Below are 19,575 nucleotides of genomic sequence, written 5' to 3'. Positions count from 1 at the left end.
GGCCAGCAAGCCGGAGCATTCGTCATGGACATCGCCTTCGCCTCGACCATCGAGCTCGCCACCGCGATCGCCGCGCGAAGAATCTCGGCCGTGGCGGCGCTGGATGCGCATCTTGCGCAGATCGACAGGAGCAACGGGGCGGTCAACGCCATCGTCACCCTCGACAGGGAAGGGGCTCGCGAGCGCGCCAGGCAGGCGGACGTTGCGCTGGCGCGCGGCGACGCCCTGGGTCCGCTGCACGGCGTGCCCTTCACCCTGAAGGACACGCACGACACGGCCGGCATGAAGACCACGGTCGGCTTCCCGCCGTTTGCCGACTATGTGGCGAAAAAGGACAGCCCGGTCGTGGCGCGGCTGAAGGCGGCTGGCGCGATACTGATCGGCAAGACCAATGTCGCGACTATGCTCGGCGACTGGCAATCGGACAATCCACTGTTCGGCCGCACCGGCAACCCCTGGAATCTGTCGCGCACCGCCGGCGGCTCCAGCGGCGGCGCGGCGGCGGCGGTTGCAGCGGGCATGACGCCGTTCGAGATCGGCACCGACATGCAGGATTCCATCCGGCTGCCGGCTGCCTTCTGCGGTGTCTACGGCCTGAAGCCGACCGAGCACCGAGTTTCGCTGGCCGGCGCTTTTCCCGATCCGGGCGGGACGGCGCGCAGCGTCCGGCTGATGTCGTGCCTCGGCCCGCTGGCGCGCAGCGCCGAGGACCTGGCACTGATCTACCGGATCATCGCCGGACCGGACGGAGGCGACACCGACCTTGCGCCGGTGCCGGTCGAGGCTACGGAGACGCCGGACGTCAGCACGCTGCGCATCGCCGTCGCCACGACCTTCCCTGGCTTCCCGGTGGCTGACGAGATCAGCGCCGCCGTCGAAAAGCTTGGCGAGAAGCTCGGATCGGCAGGCGCCATGGTCGAGGAGGCAAAGTTGCCCAGGCTCGATCTGCACGACGATCTCGCCGAGGGCGGCGCGCTGATCGGCATGATGCTGGAGGCCGCGCAGCCGGACCCGCCGGAGCAGCCGACGCCCATCTCGCGCTGGTTCGCGGCGCTCGCCCGCCGCGACCGCTCGATTCTCGCCTGGGACCGGTTCTTCGAAAGCTGCGATGCGCTGCTCTGCCCGGTCGCCATGACCACCGCCTTCCCGCATTGCGCGCCGGGGACGGCGATCGAGGTCAACGGCAGAGAGGAGAACTATTGGATGCTGCCAGCCTATGGCGCGGTGTTCAATTATTCCGGCCATCCGGCGCTGACGATACCCGGCGGGTACGACAGCGAGGGCCTGCCCATCGGCCTGCAACTGGTTGGCAGGCGCTGGTCCGAGACGCGGCTGCTCGGCATCGCGTCAGCGATCGCGCCACTGGCTGGGGGCTATCGCAGGCCGACCGGCTATTGAGAGAAGCGGCCAAGCCCGTAAGGCTGAAGCAATGGATCGCGCTCGCCGTCGAGGATTTCGCGGGCCGCAAAAAGACCGACCGCCGGCGCCAGCGTGATGCCGGAATGCATGACGGCGACATAGAGCCCGTCCATCCCCTCGGCGCGGCCGATGATCGGGAAGCCGTCGACCGGGGTCGGCCGGTAGCCGACCGTGTGGAAATCGAGCTCCAGCCCCTCGGCGCCGCCCAGCATCGCCTTCGTCGCCTTGAACAGCTCGCGCGCCGTGTCCTCCGCATTCTCGCCCGGATCGGCGCCGCCGAAATCCGAGCCGGCGATGATGCGGCCCTCGGCCGTCTGGCGCATGTGCAGCCGCTCGGCCAGCACCAGCCCGTTGAGCAGCTTCTTGTAAGGGCGCGAATGAACGATCAGGCCGGGCGGTGTTTCGATCGGCAGCTTGACCCCGACTGTTTCGGCGATCCCCGGAGCTCCGGCGCCGGCCGCGATCACCACCTCGTCGGCGGTAAGCTGCTCGCCGGACATCTCCACGCCCGTGACCTTGCCATTGGATCGCACCAGGGCGGTGACGGTTCCGGTTGCCAACTTCGCGCCGCGCCGCTCGGCATCGGCCAGCAGCGCCCTGGTAGCGGCAACCGGCTCGGCGACGCCTTCCTCCGCCACATAGAGCGCAAGCTCCGGAAGCTCGGTAAGATTGGGCTCGATGCGGGCCACCCGATCACGGCCGACGCGCTCGATGCCGTAGCCCCAGGAGGAATGCTCGGCCGCATAGGCCTCGAGCTCGTCCGCCGGCATGTCCCAGCACAGGCCGCCGCACCAGGCGAGCGGCAGGCCGGGCAGATCCTTCGCCAGCCTTGTCCATTCGGCCATGGCGCGCCGGCGCAGCCGGAAATAGGTCTCGGGGTTGCCCCAGCTGGCATTGATCCAGGCAAACGAATTGGGTGTCGCGACGCCACCCGCGCCGCTATCCGAAATCACCGTCACCCGCGCCCCGGCTCCCGTCAGATGCCAGGCGATCGAGGCACCGATGATGCCGGCGCCGATGACGGTGACTTCTTTCGCGCTGCTCATGCCGGGCTCCATTGGGGTTTCCCGTCATGCCATCGCACCGAGCCGACCTCAAGCGAGAAGGCGTCTATGCGCTACCCAAGCGCCTCTTGCTTGGTGCCGGCGAGCAGCCCTTTCAACTCGTCGTACCGCCGCATGAGGCGCGGCGAGTCGACTTTCTTCGCGACCGCGAGCACCGTGCCGAGCTCCAGCTCCGCGCCGGTGCGGTCACCCAGCTGGATGAGCAGCGCCGCGAGCGAAAGCCTGGCATCCGCGCAGCTGGTCGGCGAGCCGATCTCGGCCCAGCGCGAGCATGCGGTCTGCAGCTCCCACGCCGCTTCCACAAGGCGATCTTCCCGCATGAACAGTTCCGCCTTGGCCTCGGCAGTCAACGCCCGGATCGAGGCCATCGGCCAACGGTGGGGCTCGCTTTCCAGTTCGGCGATCACCTGCTTCGCGCGCTCCAGCCGATCGGTCCGCGCCGCCACCTTGGCGAGCGTGGCAAGGACCATGCCGCGCCGCTGCAGGGTTGGCCAGCGGTTCCCAACCAGGGACCGCTCGAGCGCGCTGAAAGCGGCCTCCGCCTGTCCCTGCTCGAGCTGCAGCAGCGCAAGGCCGGGCTGCGGGTCCCAGCCCGCGGCGTGGGACGCGCGATAGGCTGTTTCGGCCTCGGCGAAATCGCCGGCGGCAAGATGAATGTCACCCAGGACGCGCAGCGCATCGCCAGTGGCCCAAGGCGCGTCGAGCGCAAGCTGGTCGAGCGCGGCACGCACCAGCGTCTCCGCCTCTTTCAGCGTGCCATGGACGCCGAGCACCTCGGCCCGATGCAGCCGGCACGAGCCCGTGAGTTCCTCCAGCCCGTGTCCTCTGCACCACCCCTCGTAGCTGAGGGTCCATTGGTTGGCTCTCGCCCAGTCGCCGAAATTTCGGCAGGCCCAGAGAATGTTGCAGTAGAGGATACCGCCGACGATCGGGTCGACATCGCTGGAGAGACCAAGCGCTGCGGCAAAATCCTGGTCTTCCTGCCCGGACCTTGTTTCCCCAAGGCAAAGCTTAAAGAAGCCGCGATAGATGAGACCGAGCGACTCGACGACCGGGTCCTCGAGCTGCTTGCCGACCTCGAAAGCCTGCTCGGCGAGCGCAAGCGCGTGCTCCGGCTCGGCTTCCGCGCCCTTGATGCGCGCGCCCATCCAGCACCAGAGGCCATGTTCCCTGCTCTCGGTGGCGCCATCGATCAACTGCGCGGCACGCTTATGCCAGCCATTGGCGGCGGCAAGCTCTCCTCTCTCCAGATGGATCATGGCAAGGGTGATTGCCGGAGAAGCCGCGCGCAGGCGTTCGCCGGCGACGCCGTACTCCGTCACCGCGCGCGCCAGGAGCGGAATGGCTTCCGCCGGCCGTCCCATGCACTCCAGTGCCAATGCCCATTCTTCGAGATCGGCCGTCAACAACTCGTCGGTGGCGTCTGCTTCGGCGAAGGAGGCCGCGGCCTCACGCCATTTTCTGGCCGCAACGGCCGCGCGTGCCAAAAGGATTGGCGAGCCGGGGCTCGAAGGCTTGCTGACCTCGCCGGCCGGAACGATCTTGTTTTCCGGAGCGGCAGGTGAATCCAGGTAGATCCGGTAGCCAAACCGGGGCAAGTTGCGCAGCGCCGTTTCAATTCCGCCCTGGCGAAGGATGCTGCGAGCGAGACTCGCCACGCGCTGCAGCGAGGCCTCCGTAACCGTGACGCCCGGCCACAGCGTTTCGAGCAGTTCGTCCTTGCTCAGCGCCCGCTCCTGATTTCGCAGCAGCATGGCGAGGAAGTCGAAGACCAGCGGCTGCGCCTCGACCTCCCTGCCGGCGAGGCGAAGGGCGCGGGATTCCTCGTTCAGCTCGAAGTCGCCGAAGCAATAGACCCCCATCGGCAGCATTCCCTCCAACGACAATGGGCAAAGGATCAGGAGAAGATAAGCGCGGCGTAAGGACTGTCGGCCGCCCCTCCTGTCATTCTTCCCGTGCCTGGCGAGCCAAGCGGCACTTTAGCCCAGCAACCCCAGGCATGTCACCGGCAGCGACCTGGTCGGGCCGCCAGCCGGCTTTTGAAGCCAAGATGAGGAGACTACGAAAATGCAGAAGTACATCATCGAACGGGACATTCCCAAGGTCGGCACCTTTGAGCGCGAGCAGCTCCGCGACGCGTCCAAGGCCTCGAACGCCGTCCTCGCCGAACTTGGCCCCGAAATCCAGTGGGTGGAGTCGTTCGTCACCGACGACAAGACCTTCTGCGTCTATCTCGCCAAGGACGAGGCGATCATCCAGCGCCACGCCAAGATGAGCGGCTTCCCGGCCACCAAGATCACGCAGGTGAAGCGCCTGTTCGATCCGACGACGGCGCACGCCAGCGCCTGACGGGGAGGCACGGGTGGTGAAACTCTTCGCAAATCTCGTCCTCGGCACGGCGTTGTCCGGCGCCATCTGGGCCTCCGCGCTCGCCTGCGGCACCGCGGATGCCCATGATACGCCGGATCCGGTGCTCAACCGGTCTCGGGAAATGGCGGCCAGGTACGTCAACATCGAGGTCGCCAAGGCCGAAGGCTACCAGCAGCTCTTCGAATGCACGAGGCATGACGAGCACGGCACGATGGGGGTCCACTTCATCCATCCGGGCCGTGCCGGCGATGGCAAGCTCGTGCTCGCCGAGCCGGACGTGCTGACCTACGAGCCGGAGCCGGACGGCTCCATGCAGCTCGTCGGCATGGAGTACATCGTCTTCGAGAAGGACTGGAAGGGCAAGGGCGTTCCCGAGTTCCTCGGCCGCACCCTGCAGCGCAAGACGACCGTGGGCGTCCATCCGGTGGACCCCTACTACGAGCTGCATGTCTGGCACTGGCGGCACAATCCGGCCGGCATGTTCGCCGACTGGAACCCCTATGTGAGCTGCGCCAACGATCAGTCCTGACGCAGCCAAGACCCGGCACCGCAACGGGAGGGTCATTGCATGGCCCTCCCGATCTCCCATCGTTCAAACAGAAGGAAATACGACAATGTCATCCCTTGAAGAACTGGAATTCACCATCGATCGGCCCTTCGGCTGGCGCTTCTTCGTGACGGCCATCGATCGTTTCGGCGTCGGCGCCTTCGCCCGCATCATCCGCATTCGCAGGGACCGGGCGCGGCTTCACGAATTTCCGGATCACCTGCTGCGCGACATCGGCATTGATCGCTCCGAGATCGCGTTGGTCACCCGCTACGGCAGCAAGAATGGTCGCGGCTGGCTGTGGAACTGATCTGCGCGGCCGATTTCCGGTCGTCTCGGACCGATCGGCCCGAAACTGTCGACAGGCCGGAAAAGCGCTGCTAGAAGCCCGCGCCACAGACAGGATTCCACGACTTGGCAGAAGACATCGAAAACGCGGTATCGCGCCGTCGCACCTTCGCGATCATCGCCCACCCCGACGCCGGCAAGACCACGCTCACCGAGAAGCTGCTTTTGTTCGGCGGCGCGATCCAGCTTGCCGGCGAGGTCAAGGCCAAGAAGGACCGCATCCAGACCCGGTCCGACTGGATGAAGATCGAGCGCGAGCGCGGCATTTCGGTCGTCACCTCGGTGATGACCTTCGAGTATGACGACAATGTCTTCAACCTGCTCGACACGCCCGGCCACGAGGATTTCGCCGACGACACCTATCGCACGCTCTCGGCGGTCGACTCGGCCGTCATGGTCATCGATGCCGCCAAGGGCATCGAGCCGCGCACGCTGAAGCTGTTCGAGGTCTGCCGGCTGCGCGACATCCCGATCATCACCTTCGTCAACAAGATGGACCGCGAGAGCCGCGATCCCTTCGAGATCCTTGACGAGATCGAGCAGAAGCTGGCGCTGGACACCGCGCCTGTCACCTGGCCGATCGGCCGCGGCAAGACCTTTTCGGGCACCTACCATCTGGCGCTGAACGCCGTGCGCAAGAGCGATGACGAGAAGGAGCGCACGCCGGTCAACGGTCCCGATTCCAACCGCGTTGCCGGGCTGCTGCCCGACAATGAGCGGGAAGCCTTCATCGAGGAGCTGGAACTCGCGCGGGAAGCGTGCAGACCCCTCGACATCGACGCCTTCCGCGAGGGCCATCTGACGCCGGTCTATTTCGGCTCGGCGCTGCGCAATTTCGGCGTGCGCGACCTGATCGAGGCGCTCGGCGCCTTCGGGCCGCCGCCGCGCGCGCAGGAGGCCGACAGCCGCAAGGTCGAGGCGACCGAGGAGAAGATGACCTCCTTCGTCTTCAAGATCCAGGCCAACATGGACCCCAACCACCGCGACCGCATCGCCTTCGTGCGCGTCTGTTCGGGCAAGCTCGAGCGCGGCATGAAGGCCAAGCTGGTGCGCACCGGCAAGCCGATGAGCCTGTCGGCGCCGCAGTTCTTCTTCGCCCGCACCCGCGTCACCGCCGACGAGGCGTTCGCCGGCGACGTCGTCGGCATCCCCAACCACGGCACGCTGCGCATCGGCGACACGCTGACCGAGGGCGAGGAGATCCTGTTCCGCGGCGTGCCGAACTTCGCCCCGGAAATCCTGCGCCGCGTCCGCCTCGGCGATGCCATGAAGGCCAAGAAGCTGAAGGAAGCCCTGCACCAGATGGCCGAGGAAGGCGTGGTGCAGCTGTTCTCGCCCGAGGACGGCTCGCCTGCCATCGTCGGTGTCGTCGGCGCCCTGCAGCTCGACGTGCTCAAGGAACGGCTGAACATCGAGTACACGCTGCCGGTCGATTTCGAAATGTCGCGCTTTTCCGTCTGCCGCTGGATCTCGGCCGACGACAGGGCCGAGGTGCAGCGCTTCATCGAAGCGCATCGCGGCGACATCGCCCGCGATCTCGACAACGATCCTGTGTTCCTCGCCCAGCACGCCTTTTCGCTCAACTACGAAGCCGAGCGCTGGAAGGCGATCCGCTTCGCCGCGGTGAAGGACTACCAGGTCCGCGACAAGGCGGCGTAGTTACTCCTTTTTCCTTCTCCCCGTTCACGGGGAGAAGGTGCCCGAAGGGCGGTTGAGGGGCGGCGCCGGCGTTTGAGATTTCACTCAGCCTCGCGCCGCTTCCTCGATCTTGGCGATGTCGATCTTGCTCATCTCCATCATCGCCGACATCACGCGGCCGGCCTTGGCCCGGTCCGGGTCCAGAAGCAGCCGCGGCAACTGCTCCGGCACGACCTGCCAGGACACTCCGAACTTGTCCTTGAGCCAGCTGCATTGCGACGGTTCGCCTCCGCCTTCGATGAGCCTGTCCCAGAAATAGTCCACCTCTTCCTGCGTCTTGCAGTCGATCGACTGTGACATCGCCTCGTTGAACTTGAATTGCGGTCCGCCGTTGAGCGCCTGGAACTGCACGCCGTCGAGTTCGAACGTGGTCACCAGCGCCTTGCCTTCATCGGCGTGGCCTTCGGGCCAACGCATCACGCTCAGCACCTTCGAATTCTTGAAGATGGACACGTAGAAATTCATCGCCTCTTCGGCCTGATCGTCGAACCACAGGCAGGTGGTGATCTTTTGCATCTCGTGCTCCTCGGGTTGCTTCTTACGATGAAACGGCTGACTCCGGGAATGGTGCCATTCCGTGCCGTCTGTCCAAGGACGGCCGCGCGGCGCGCGATCCGACAATGGCATCGAATTTTCCTGGAAAATCTGGCGCGCCGCAAAATTGTGGCCAGACCAGGCTTCGGCGTCTATAACGCCTGCGACCTGAATTCAGCGCCGCCGCGCTCCGCATCGAGCGTGGCCAGCCAGCTAAGGAAAATTGCATGCCCGCCTATCGTTCCCGCACCACCACCCACGGCCGCAACATGGCCGGCGCCCGCGGCCTGTGGCGTGCCACCGGCATGAAGGATTCGGATTTCGGCAAGCCGATCATCGCGGTGGTCAACTCCTTCACCCAGTTCGTGCCCGGCCATGTCCATTTGAAGGATCTCGGCCAGCTGGTGGCGCGCGAGATCGAGAAGGCGGGCGGCGTCGCCAAGGAATTCAACACCATCGCCGTCGATGACGGCATCGCCATGGGCCATGACGGCATGCTCTATTCGCTGCCGTCGCGCGAGCTGATCGCCGACTCCGTCGAATACATGGTCAACGCCCATTGCGCCGACGCCATGGTCTGCATCTCCAATTGCGACAAGATCACCCCCGGCATGCTGATGGCCTCGCTGCGCCTCAACATCCCGACCGTCTTCGTCTCCGGCGGACCGATGGAGGCCGGCAAGGTGGTGCTGGCCGGCAAGACGCAGGCGCTCGACCTCGTCGACGCCATGGTCGCAGCCGCCGACGACAAGATCTCCGACGAGGACGTCAAGGTCATCGAGCGCTCGGCCTGCCCGACCTGCGGCTCGTGCTCGGGCATGTTCACCGCCAATTCGATGAACTGCCTGACCGAGGCGCTCGGCCTGTCGCTGCCCGGCAATGGCTCGACGCTGGCAACGCACGCCGAGCGCAAGCGCCTGTTCGTCGAGGCCGGCCATCTCGTCGTCGATCTCGCCCAGCGCTATTACGAGCAGGAGGACGAAAGCGCCCTGCCGCGCAGCATCGCCTCCAAGGGCGCTTTCGAGAACGCCATGGCGCTCGACATCGCCATGGGCGGCTCGACCAACACGGTTCTGCATATCCTGGCCGCGGCGCACGAGGGCGAGGTCGACTTCACGATGGAAGACATCGACCGGCTGTCGCGCAAGGTGCCGGTGCTCTGCAAGGTGGCGCCGGCCAAGTCCGACGTGCACATGGAGGACGTCCACCGCGCCGGCGGCATCATGGCCATCCTCGGCCAGTTGGACAATGCCGGGCTGATCAACCGCGACCTGCCGACCGTGCATACGGCGACGCTTGGAGAGGCGCTCGACCATTGGGACATTTCCCGCACCTCCAGCCAGAACGTGCGCGACTTCTTCCTCGCCGCCCCCGGCGGCGTGCCGACGCAGGTCGCCTTCAGCCAGGACCGCCGCTGGGACGACCTCGACACGAACCGCGAGACGGGCGTCATCCGCTCGGCTCAGACGCCTTTCTCCAAGGATGGCGGCCTTGCCGTGCTGAAGGGCAATCTGGCGCTCGACGGCTGCATCGTGAAGACCGCCGGCGTCGACGAGTCGATCCTGAAGTTCACCGGTCCGGCCAGGGTGTTCGAAAGCCAGGACGCTTCCGTCAAGGCGATCCTCGGCAATGAGATCAAGGCCGGCGATGTCGTCGTCATCCGCTATGAGGGTCCGCGGGGCGGCCCCGGCATGCAGGAGATGCTCTATCCGACCAGCTATCTGAAGTCGAAAGGCCTCGGCAAGGCCTGCGCGCTGATCACCGACGGCCGCTTCTCCGGCGGCACGTCGGGTCTGTCGATCGGCCATGTCTCACCGGAAGCCGCCGAAGGCGGGCTGATCGGCCTGGTCCGGGAAGGCGACACGATCGAGATCGATATCCCCAACCGCAAGATTCATCTCGCGGTCAGCGAGGCCGAGCTCGATTCCCGCCGCTCGGCCATGGCGGTCAAGGGCGCGGATGCCTGGAAGCCGGAGGAAAAGCGCAAGCGCAAGGTGACGACCGCGCTGCGCGCCTACGCCGCCTTCGCCACCAGCGCCGACAAGGGTGCGGTGCGGAAAGTGCCGGAGTAGGGTTAAGCTGCGACCCCTACCTCCCCCTATGGGGAGGTCGGACCGAAGGTCCGGGTGAGGGGCGGCGCCGACCCCCGCCCCGCTGCTTCGCAGCGACCCTCCCCACAAGGGGGAGGGTAAGCTCACGGCATCAGCTGATACTCATAGAGCTTCTGATACAGCCCGCCCTGCTTGAGCAGGGTCTTGTGCGGGCCGCTTTCCTGCACCTTGCCGTTCTCCAGCACCACGATCGTGTCGGCCTGATGCACGGTCGACAGCCGGTGCGCGATGACGATGGTTGTGCGCCCGACCGTGAGCTGCTGCAGCGCGTCGCGGAACAGCGCTTCCGACTCGGCATCGAGCGCGCTGGTCGCCTCGTCGAGCAGCAGGATTTCGGCATTGCGCAGCATGGCGCGCGCGATCGAGATACGCTGGCGCTGGCCGCCGGACAGTAGCGAGCCGTTCTCACCTACCTCTGTCTCGTAGCCCTTGGCCATGGCGCTGATGAAGTCATGGGCGTTGGCGGCCTTGGCGGCGGCGATCACCTCCGCTTCGGTCGCATCCTGACGGCCGAGGCGGATGTTGTGCATGACGGTGCCGGCAAACAGGAACGTGTCCTGGCTGACATAGGCGATCTTCTGCCTGAGAGAGGCGAGCGTGGCATGCGAGATGTCCTGACCGTCGAACGCCACCTTGCCGCTCTGCGGGTCGTACATGCGCATGATCAGATTGAGGATCGTCGACTTGCCGCCGCCCGACGGCCCGACCAGCGCCGTCATCTTGCCGGGCGCCAGGGTGAGGTTCAAGTCTTTGAAGACCGGCGCGCTCTCGGGATAGGCGAAAGTTACGTCTTCGAACCTGATCTCGCCGGGCCCCGGTCGCAGCGGTGTGGCGTCCGGCTTTTCGGCAAGTGTCAGCGGCCGATCGGCGAGTTGGAACATCATGCGCACGCCGACGATGCCGGTCTCAAGCGAAATGCGCACGCGTGCCAGACGCTTGGCCGGCTCATAGGCCAGCAGCAGTGCCCCGATGAAGGCCATGATGTTGCCCGGCATCTGACCGCCCTGCAAAACCAGGAAACCGCTCACAAAGATCGCACCGGCGATCGCCAGCCCGGCAAGCGTTTCCATCACCGGACTGGTGGCGGCTTCCAGTGTGGCGATGTTGTTGGCGCGGTTCTCGACGTCGGAGACCGCCTTGTACATGCGCTTGCGCATCGCGCCTTCGAGGTTGAAGGATTTGACGACACGCACCCCGATCGCCGTTTCCTGCATCACATGCACGATCTGGCCGAGCGAGCGAAATTCCATCGACGCAATCTTGCGGATGCGCTTCAGGATGCGGTTGACGCCGTAGATCGCGACCGGCCCGACGACGAAGCAGATCAGGGACAACGCCGGTTGCTTCCAGACCATGACGGCCACCAAGGCAATCAAGGTCACCAGATCCCGCACATAGGATGTGACGACGAGGTCGAGGACGCTGCGTGCGGCCTGCGCGTTGTTGGTCATGCGCGTGATCAGGTCGGATGACGAGGTCGAATGGTAGAACTCGATGCCTTGCGCCAGGATCCGGTCATAGATCTTGCGCTGGCGGTCGGCGATGATGGCGTTGCCGACCCGGCTCATGAAATAGGCCTGGACGAAGTTGGCGATGCCCTTGGCGATGAAGATTGCGGCGACCGCAAAGGCTATCCAGTTAACGCGTTCGACTCTCTTGTAGATCACGAATTCATTGGTGATTACGCTGAGGATCCAGGCGCTGGCGGCGGTCGTGGCGGCCACCACCAGCATTGAAACTATGGCGGCGCCATAGCCGAACTTGTGTTGGTGAAAGGATTCCCTCACCAACCTCGCGATGAGGCTCTGGTTTTCCGACGAACGGAAGAAACGAAACAAACGGCTGATCCCGTGCCTAGCTGGAGTCTCTGAGCGAATTTCGGATTCGCCACGAGGGCGAGAGGCGGCTTATAGAGCGAGTTGCCGCCGGATGGAACCTTTCGCACTTGCGGAACGAAACGGCTGCGGCAGACCCTCTTTTGCGCCAGGATGGCGCTGATTCTACCAAGGGGATGACGGAAGATGGATTTCGACCTGATCGTGCGCGGCGGCACGCTGCCGGACGGAAGGGTTGCCGACATCGGCATCGCCGGCGAGACGATCGCCGCGATCGAGCCCGAACTGACCGCCGCCGCGGGCACGGTGATCGACGCGCGTGGCAATCTGGTCTCGCCGCCCTTCGTCGATCCGCATTTCCATATGGACGCCACGCTCTCCTACGGCATTCCGCGCATCAACGCCTCCGGCACGCTGCTCGAAGGCATCGCGCTGTGGGGCGAACTGAAGCCGCTGCTGACGCATGAGGCGGTGCGCGAGCGTGCGCTCGCCTATTGCGACTGGGCGGTGTCGATGGGGCTGCTTGCCATCCGCACCCATGTCGATGTCTGCGACGACCGGCTGCTGGCGGTCGAAGCGCTGCTCGAGGTCAAGAAGACCGTCGCGCCCTATATCGACCTGCAGCTTGTCGCCTTCCCGCAGGACGGGCTCTACCGCTCGCCGACGGCGCGTCAAAACACCATCCGCGCGCTCGATCTCGGCGTCGACATTGTCGGCGGCATCCCGCATTTCGAGCGCACCATGGCCGACGGCACGCGCTCAGTAACCGAGCTCTGCGAAATCGCCGCCAAACGCGGCCTCATGGTCGACCTGCACTGCGACGAGACCGACGATCCGCTGTCGCGCCACATCGAGCAGCTTGCCTATGAGACCGAGCGGCTCGGCCTGCAGGGCAGGGTGGCCGGCTCGCACCTCACCTCCATGCATTCGATGGACAATTACTACGTCTCCAAGCTGTTGCCGCTGATCGCCGAGGCCGGCGTGTCGGCGATCCCCAATCCGCTGATCAACATCATGCTGCAGGGCCGCCACGACACGTTCCCCAAGCGACGCGGCCTGACCCGGGTGAAGGAGATGCTGGCGCTCGGCATCCGCGTCGGCTGGGGCCAGGACTGCGTGCTCGACCCCTGGTATTCGCTGGGCACCGCCGACATGCTCGACGTCGCCTTCATGGGCCTGCATGTCGCCCAGATGTCGAGCCCGGCCGACATGGCGCGCTGTTTCGACATGGTCACCAACGTCAACGCCGCCATCATGGGCCTCGACCACCTCGGGCTGGCCGTCGGCAAGCGCGCCAGCCTCGTCGTCCTCGATGCCGGCAATGCGATCGAGGCGGTGCGCCTGCGCGCTGAACGACTCTGCGTCATCGCCCGGGGCAAGGTGGTGGCGGAGCGGACAAAGCAGGAAACGCGCGTGTCGATCGCGGGTAGGCCGCAAAATGTCAACCGAAGGCATAAATCCAGCTAGAACCAGCCGATTTTCGCCGCTGGTCTTACGGATTGCCGGGATTTTGCTCGTCAAATCCCCGGCTTGAAGCTAGGACGCCCGCCATGGCTCAGTCTTTCGCCCGTGGCTTTACGATCAAGAACATGCTTCTCGCCGGCATCCTCCTGATGCTGGCCGGCGATTTCATGTTCGCGTTGAACGACGCGATGGGCAAATGGCTGGTCGCCTCCTTCTCGGTCGGTCAGGTGGTGCTGATCCGCTCGATCGGCGCCTTCATCGTGCTCGGTCCGATGATCGCCAACCAGGGTACGGGCAGGCTGTTCAGTCTCGACCGGCCGATGCTGCAGGTCCTGCGCGTCGTGGCGACCACGCTCGATACCGGGTTCTTCTACGCCGCGGTCGTCTATTTGCCGCTCGCCGACGTGATGAGCTTCTACATGGCCGGCCCGATCTATGTCGCGGCGCTGTCGCACCTGCTGCTCGGTGAGAAGGTCGGCTGGCGGCGATGGCTGGCGATCCTGGTAGGCTTCTGCGGCGTGCTCATCATCCTGAAGCCGTCCTCTGCCGCCTTCTCAATGTCTTCCGGCTTTGCGCTGGTCGGCAGCATCGCTTTCGGCTTCGCCATCATCCTTGGCCGTCGTCTGCGCGGCACCAGCGACACAACGCTCGTCACCTGGCAGACCATCGGCACGCTGGTTGTCGGCGGGGTCTTGACCATCGGGGCCTGGCGCACACCGTCCGCGCTCGATTTCGGCGCCATGCTGTTGCTCGGCGTCGTCTCCTGCGCCGCCCATCTGATGATCACCAGGGCGCTGAAGCTGGCGCCCGCCTCGACGCTGGCGCCGCTGCACTACAGCTTGCTTCTGTGGGCGATCGTCTTTGGTCTGGCCTTCTTCGGCGACGTGCCGAGCCTTCGCATCCTGGTCGGCTCGGCGATCGTCGTGCTCGCCGGCATCTTCATCTTCCATCGCCAGAAGGTGGTGGAGACAGTGGTTCCCCCGGAGAACGTGCCGAAGAGCGTGAACTAGGGCTCGCAGTTCGGGCGGCTAGCCCTTGCGTATCGCCGCTAGGTGCAGCGAGAACTCCGCCGTCTCCATCAACGCCTTGCAGCGGGCGAAGCGGCCGTCGGCATAGGCGCGGAAATCGTCGACCGGATTGTTGTTGGCGAGCTGGATCAGCCCCCACAGCGTCCACAGAAGGTCGCACATCGCCTTGTAGATGACGACGCGGCCGCGCTCGGCGGGCTTCGGCGCGCGGCCGAAATAGGCGAGCATCAATTCCTCGTCCTGCGCGGCGTCGAACTTGCCTTCGACGGAGAGATCGCCGAGGTCCCAGAGCGGATCGTTCATGCCCGAATATTCCCAGTCGACGATCCACATCCTGTCGCCGGTATCGAGAAAATTCTCGCACAGCGGATCGCAGTGGCAGGCGACAATTGGAATGGGGTGGGTTGCAAGCGCCGCGCGCACGCTGTCGGCCTCGCGCACCACGTCGTGATAGCCGGCGGGCAGCGCCACATCCTTGGTCGACAGCACCCTGAGATAGTCGTCGATCATCGCAAACAGCTCGAAGCGGAACGGAAACACCGCGCCGGATGAATGCAGCTTGCGGAAGGCCTCGCCGGCGCGCGCCGGGCTGCCGGCCCTCGTCTTGAACTTCTCCGGCGACATCGTTTCGGCGCCGGCGACATAACGGCTCACCAGCACGCCCGTCCCGGCGTCGGCATGCAGCACCTCGGGGCTGACACCGGCCTTGGCCGCCTCGCGCGCCGCCACCGCCTCATTGGCGCGGTTGATATACTCCTCGGTGCCCTTGCCGGGGATGCGCAGGCAAAGATCGCCGGCCCTGTAGACGAGATTGGTCAGGCCGCCGAGCCGTTCCAGCGGTCCCTGGTAGCCCGCCAGCACCGGAATCGCGGCCAATGCCGCGCGTGCCTCGTCCGTCATTATGCCCCCGTGTTTACCTTCTCACCTTGTTTATGGAGGAACGGTTCCACAATTTTCGCCATTTGGCTATCATCCGATCAAAGTCGACTCGATCAGGCGGCGGCAACAGAAAGATGGCAGACAGCAAGCCTCTTGGACCGCTCACCGCGGCCTACGCGGCGAAGCGGCCGGAAGAGGTGGCAGCGCTTTACGACCGCTGGTCCGAGACCTACGACGCCGACATGTCGGCGGCCGGTTATCGCCATCCGACGATCTGCCTGGCGCTGATCGCCCGCCATCTGCCGCGCGGCGCCGCGCCGCTGCTGGATGCCGGCGCCGGCACCGGCCTGATCGGCGAATGGCTCGCCATCACCGGCTATCCCAAGGTCGAGGCGCTCGATATTTCGCAAGGCATGCTGGACAAGGCTGCCGCCAAAGGGGTCTACACGGCGCTTCACTGCCTGGCGATGGGTGGGCCATTGCCCTTCGCGGACAATGCCTATGCCGGCATCGTCTCGGCAGGCGTCTTCACTTCAGGCCATGTCGGGGCCGAGGGTCTGGACGAGTTGATCCGCATCTGCCGGCCGGGCGGGGTGATCGTGCTCACGGTCAAGAACACGCTGTGGGAGGCCGGCTTTGCCCAGCGCGTCGCCGCGCTCGAGGCAGGGCGCACGGTCGTCCGCGTCGAAGAGACCGCGCCCTATGTCTCGATGCCCGGCGAGGCCGACACCGTGCCCAGCCGCGGCCTGGTCCTGCGCGTGATCTGAGGCCCTAGGCTTTGATTTTTTCCCCGGCCGGATCGTACATCGGCTCGAGATGGATCTTTGCCGGCGTCCGCTCCATCGCCACCACCAGCTCATAGTCGCCGGAAGCGAGAAAATCGTTGCCGACGCCGGCCGCGTTGCGCACATAGCCGTAGCCGATGTTCTTGCCCAGTGTGTAGCCATAGCCGCCGCTGGTGAGGTAGCCGACCGGCTCGCCATTGCGCAGGATGGTCTCGCGTCCGACCAGCACGATCGCGGGGTCGTCGACAGTAAAGCCGGCAAAGCGTTTCTTCAGCGCCTCGCCGGCGGCGTCCTCTAGTGCCCTTCGGCCGACGAAGTCGGTGTTCTTGCGAAGCTTCACCGCCCAGCCGAGGCCAGCCTCCTGCGGCGTGTCGTTGGGCGTGATGTCGGAACCCCAGGCGCGGTAGCCTTTCTCCAGCCGCAGCGATTCCAGCGCCCGGTAGCCGATCGGGCGGATGCCGTGCGCCTCGCCCGCCGCCATCAGCGCGTCGAACACCTCGCCAGTCGCCGCGATCGGCACATGCAGTTCCCAGCCGAGCTCGCCGACATAGGTGACGCGCAGCGCCTTCACCGTATGGCCGGCGATCTGGATCTCGCGCGCATGGCCGAACGGGAAGGCGGTGTTGGAGACATCCGCGTCCGTCACCGCCGACAGCACGTCGCGGGCGCGCGGCCCCATCAGCGTCAGCGTGCCGAAATCCTCCGTGACATCATTCAGCGCCACGTCGAGCCCCTTGCCGACATGGTCCTCGATCCACGACAGATCGTGCGTGCGGAAGCCGGTGCCGGTGACGATGTAGAACCTGTCCTCGCCAAGCCGCGACACGGTCAGGTCAGCCTCGATGCCGCCGCGCGTGTTGAGAAGCTGCGTATAGGTCAGCCGGCCGACCGGCTTGTTGACGTCGTTGGCGCAGATCCAGTCGAGCGCTTTCAAGGCATCCGCGCCGGTCATCTCGTACTTGGCGAAGGACGACTGGTCGAAGATGCCGACCTTCTCGCGAACATGCCGATGTTCCTCGCCGACTGCCTGGAACCAGTTCTGCCGGCCCATCGAATAGACGTCCTCCGGCTCGACGCCGTGGGGCGCGAACCAGTTCGGCCGCTCCCAGCCGAGCTTCGAGCCGAACACGGCGCGATGCTCTCTCAGCCGTTCATAGAGCGGCGACACGATGCGCGGCCGGCCGGAGAGATATTCCTCATGCGGGAAGCCGATCGTGTAGTGCTTGCCGTAAGCCTCCAGCGTGCGGTCGCAGACCCATTGCCGGTCGCGATGCAGGTTGGAAAAGCGCCTGATGTCGACCACCCCGAGGTCGAGCGGCGCCTCGCCGTCGACCACCCATTGCGCCAGCACCCAGCCGGCGCCGCCGCCAGACGCGATGCCGAAGGCGTTGAAGCCGGCGCCGACGAACATGTTGGCGCATTCGGGTGCCACGCCGAGGATGAAATTGCCGTCCGGCGTAAAACTTTCCGGCCCGTTGATCATCTGCTTGACGCCGGCATGGGCCAGCGCCGGCACGCGCTCGATCGCCTGCGCCATATGCTGCTCGAAATGATCGTAGTCGTCGTCGAACAGCCGGAATTCCCAGTCGTTGGGAACGTCGCCCGTCGTCCAGGCCTGCGGGTTCGGCTCATAGCCGCCCATCACCAGCCCGCCGACCTCTTCCTTGAAATAGGTGCGGCGGTCGGGGTCGCGGATCGTCGGCGCGTCGGTCGCCAGCCCGTCGATCTTCTCGGTGATGATGTACTGGTGCTTGACCGGCTGCAGCGGAACGTTGATGCCGGCCATCGCGCCGACCTGGCGGGCCCATTGCCCGGCGCAGTTCACCACCTTGTCGCTGGCGATGTCGCCCTTGTCGGTCTTCACCGCGGTGATGCGGCCGTCCTTCATCGCGAAGCCGATGACGCGCACCTCCTCGAACAGTTTGGCGCCATGCATGCGCGCGCCCTTGGCCAGCGACTGGGTGATGTCGGAGGGGCTCGCCTGGCCGTCGGTCGGCAGCCAGGAGGCGCCGACGAGGTCGCCGGTCTCCATCAGCGGCCACATCTTTTTCACTTCGTCCGGCGACAGCAATTGCATATCCATGCCGAAGCTTTTCGCCGTCGTCGCCAGCCGCCTGAACTCGGTCCAGCGGTCGGCATTGGTGGCCAGCCTGAGGCACCCGGTCATCTTCCAGCCGGTGGCGAGCCCGGTCTCAGCCTCCAGCCCCTTGTAGAGCTCGACGGAGTATTTCAGCACGCGCGTGATCGAGGCCGACGAACGCAGCTGGCCGACCAGCCCGGCCGCGTGCCAGGTCGAGCCCGAGGTCAGTCTGCCCTGCTCCAGGAGCACGACATCGGCCTTGTGGTCGCGCGCCAGATGATAGGCCGTCGAGCAGCCGATGATGCCGCCGCCGATGACGACGATCCCGGCCTGGCTGGGCAAGGTCATGGGCTCAGCCTTCCGTATTTGGTCTGGTAGTGGTCCAGCGCCGCGTCGAGCCGCGTCAGGTTCTCCTCGGTGTAGGCGACGTAGTCGATGCCGGGCGCGTCGAGATAGAGTTCGGAGACCATGCTCCACATCGCCTCGCGCAGCAGCGAGGCGCATTGCATCGCCGCATGCGAGCGGCGGATGGCATCGTCGGGCTCCTTCATGAAATAGGCGGTGAGCAGGGCGAAGGATTCCTCGTCGCTCAGGCCGGCGTTGGAGGCCGAGCCGGCAAGGTCGAACATCGCCGTGTTGAAGCCCGCATATTCGAAGTCGATCAGCCACAGCCTGTTGCCGTCGTCGAGAATATTGGCCGGCAAAAGATCGTTGTGGCCGAAGACGATCGGCAGCAGTTTTTGCGCGCGTTCCAGTTCATCGGCGAGCGTCAGGTAGCGGGGCAATTCGTCCCGCTTGCGGCTGCCGCCTTCATCCAGCGTGCGCGCATAGTCGCGGATGACGTGGAACACCCAGAACATGAAACCGGCGCCGGAGACGTGATTGGGCATTTCGCGGTGGAAGCCGCGCATCAGGGCGGCGACGCGGCCGATGTTGGCGCGCACGTCCTCGGCGGTATAGGTCCTGGCGCCGAGATACTGCGTCACCATGATGCCCGGCTCGGCATAGCGGACGGCCGGCGCGAAGCCCGCGGCATGCGCCGCGCGCGAGGTCATCACCTCGCGCTCGCGAAAGACGTGGTGGAACGGAAAATCCTGGCCGAAGCGCACCACATGCCGTCCGGCCGCGTCCTGGACCAGGTAGTTGGCGTTGCTCAGGCCGCCCGGCAGCGGCTCAATCTCGATCGTGCCGGTCCAGCAGGGCAGGGCGCGGATGCGGTCTTCGACGGTCACGGTCTATCCCTGGTTAGGCTGAGCTTCGACAAAGCGCCACGGACAGGGCGGCGACGGCGGAGGGGAGTGGGAAAATCTCGTCGGTGCGGGACGCCAGGACCGGTATCCCGCACCGCACCGACGAGCCCCTTGGCCAGGTTTGTGATCCCGGCATCCGCCCCCGCGGATCTGAAAATTCCTT

Annotated in this window: 16 protein-coding genes; 9 read left to right on the top strand and 7 right to left on the bottom strand. The window is 65.5% G+C overall.

Features of this window, described 5'->3' with window-relative positions; genetic code table 11:
- Nucleotides 1–24: 24 nt before the first annotated feature.
- Entirely contained in the window at nucleotides 25–1,398 is a 1,374-nt protein-coding gene (locus PU724_RS09355; protein WP_354420270.1) for an amidase, read from the top strand.
- On the opposite strand, the gene PU724_RS09350 is transcribed toward PU724_RS09355, so the two are convergent.
- The gene (locus tag PU724_RS09350; protein WP_354420269.1) at nucleotides 1,392–2,465 is read right to left on the bottom strand and encodes an NAD(P)/FAD-dependent oxidoreductase; all 1,074 of its coding nucleotides are present in this window, start codon (nucleotides 2,463–2,465) and stop codon (nucleotides 1,392–1,394) included. The two genes, PU724_RS09355 and PU724_RS09350, sit on opposite strands and share 7 nt — an antisense overlap.
- A gap of 71 nt (nucleotides 2,466–2,536) precedes the next feature.
- On the bottom strand, nucleotides 2,537–4,345 hold the full coding sequence (locus PU724_RS09345) for a winged helix-turn-helix domain-containing protein (protein WP_354420268.1): 1,809 nt from the start codon (nucleotides 4,343–4,345) through the stop codon (nucleotides 2,537–2,539).
- A 205-nt stretch (nucleotides 4,346–4,550) separates the two neighbouring features.
- On the opposite strand from PU724_RS09345, the gene PU724_RS09340 reads away from it, so the two are divergent.
- The 4 genes from PU724_RS09340 to PU724_RS09325 all read left to right on the top strand — a co-directional run bounded on the left by PU724_RS09340 (nucleotide 4,551) and on the right by PU724_RS09325 (nucleotide 7,407).
- Nucleotides 4,551–4,832, top strand: a complete 282-nt coding sequence (locus tag PU724_RS09340; RefSeq protein ID WP_127282471.1) for a DUF4242 domain-containing protein — start codon at nucleotides 4,551–4,553, stop codon at nucleotides 4,830–4,832.
- 16 nt (nucleotides 4,833–4,848) lie between these two features.
- Nucleotides 4,849–5,382, top strand: a complete 534-nt coding sequence (locus tag PU724_RS09335) for a hypothetical protein (RefSeq protein ID WP_135908834.1) — start codon at nucleotides 4,849–4,851, stop codon at nucleotides 5,380–5,382.
- A gap of 85 nt (nucleotides 5,383–5,467) precedes the next feature.
- Nucleotides 5,468–5,710, top strand: coding sequence for a YjiS-like domain-containing protein (locus PU724_RS09330; protein WP_127311896.1), 243 nt, complete (start codon nucleotides 5,468–5,470; stop codon nucleotides 5,708–5,710).
- 104 nt (nucleotides 5,711–5,814) lie between these two features.
- Complete coding sequence (locus PU724_RS09325; RefSeq protein WP_127282468.1) at nucleotides 5,815–7,407, top strand: peptide chain release factor 3; 1,593 nt, start codon at nucleotides 5,815–5,817, stop codon at nucleotides 7,405–7,407.
- An 84-nt stretch (nucleotides 7,408–7,491) separates the two neighbouring features.
- Here the strand turns inward: PU724_RS09325 and PU724_RS09320 are convergent, their stop codons facing one another.
- Entirely contained in the window at nucleotides 7,492–7,962 is a 471-nt protein-coding gene (locus tag PU724_RS09320; RefSeq protein WP_127282467.1) for a VOC family protein, read from the bottom strand.
- Between the two features lie 245 nt (nucleotides 7,963–8,207).
- On the opposite strand from PU724_RS09320, the gene ilvD reads away from it, so the two are divergent.
- Nucleotides 8,208–10,052 carry a dihydroxy-acid dehydratase gene (gene ilvD / locus PU724_RS09315; RefSeq protein ID WP_320319720.1) on the top strand — a complete coding sequence of 615 codons (1,845 nt, stop codon included), beginning with the start codon at nucleotides 8,208–8,210 and terminating at the stop codon, nucleotides 10,050–10,052.
- A gap of 122 nt (nucleotides 10,053–10,174) precedes the next feature.
- Here ilvD and PU724_RS09310 read toward each other — a convergent pair whose 3' ends face one another.
- Nucleotides 10,175–11,929 (bottom strand): ABC transporter ATP-binding protein, encoded by a 1,755-nt coding sequence (locus PU724_RS09310; RefSeq protein ID WP_128346844.1) that lies wholly within the window; start codon nucleotides 11,927–11,929, stop codon nucleotides 10,175–10,177.
- 183 nt (nucleotides 11,930–12,112) lie between these two features.
- Between PU724_RS09310 and PU724_RS09305 the strand changes: the two genes are divergently transcribed.
- A complete protein-coding gene (locus PU724_RS09305) occupies nucleotides 12,113–13,393 on the top strand; it encodes an amidohydrolase family protein (protein WP_292169329.1) in 1,281 nt (426 codons plus the stop codon).
- 83 nt (nucleotides 13,394–13,476) lie between these two features.
- Nucleotides 13,477–14,400, top strand: a complete 924-nt coding sequence (locus tag PU724_RS09300; RefSeq protein WP_354420267.1) for a DMT family transporter — start codon at nucleotides 13,477–13,479, stop codon at nucleotides 14,398–14,400.
- Between the two features lie 18 nt (nucleotides 14,401–14,418).
- On the opposite strand, the gene PU724_RS09295 is transcribed toward PU724_RS09300, so the two are convergent.
- Nucleotides 14,419–15,321 (bottom strand): phosphotransferase, encoded by a 903-nt coding sequence (locus PU724_RS09295; RefSeq protein WP_354420521.1) that lies wholly within the window; start codon nucleotides 15,319–15,321, stop codon nucleotides 14,419–14,421.
- Between the two features lie 110 nt (nucleotides 15,322–15,431).
- Here PU724_RS09295 and PU724_RS09290 point away from each other — a divergent pair, with 110 nt between their 5' ends.
- Nucleotides 15,432–16,064 (top strand): class I SAM-dependent DNA methyltransferase, encoded by a 633-nt coding sequence (locus PU724_RS09290; RefSeq protein ID WP_354420266.1) that lies wholly within the window; start codon nucleotides 15,432–15,434, stop codon nucleotides 16,062–16,064.
- A gap of 4 nt (nucleotides 16,065–16,068) precedes the next feature.
- Here PU724_RS09290 and PU724_RS09285 read toward each other — a convergent pair whose 3' ends face one another.
- Together PU724_RS09285 and PU724_RS09280 are read right to left on the bottom strand one after the other, a co-directional pair.
- A complete protein-coding gene (locus PU724_RS09285) occupies nucleotides 16,069–18,510 on the bottom strand; it encodes a GcvT family protein (RefSeq protein WP_354420265.1) in 2,442 nt (813 codons plus the stop codon).
- Complete coding sequence (locus PU724_RS09280) at nucleotides 18,507–19,394, bottom strand: phosphotransferase family protein (protein WP_127282459.1); 888 nt, start codon at nucleotides 19,392–19,394, stop codon at nucleotides 18,507–18,509. Before PU724_RS09280 ends, PU724_RS09285 begins: the two co-directional genes overlap by 4 nt.
- Nucleotides 19,395–19,575: the final 181 nt, after the last annotated feature.

Origin of the sequence: Mesorhizobium abyssinicae (assembly GCF_049887195.1) — a bacterium.
In the GTDB taxonomy this organism is placed as follows: domain Bacteria; phylum Pseudomonadota; class Alphaproteobacteria; order Rhizobiales; family Rhizobiaceae; genus Mesorhizobium; species Mesorhizobium abyssinicae.
Note: the sequence above shows the minus strand (reverse complement) of the source record. Positions and strands in the feature narration are given on the sequence as shown.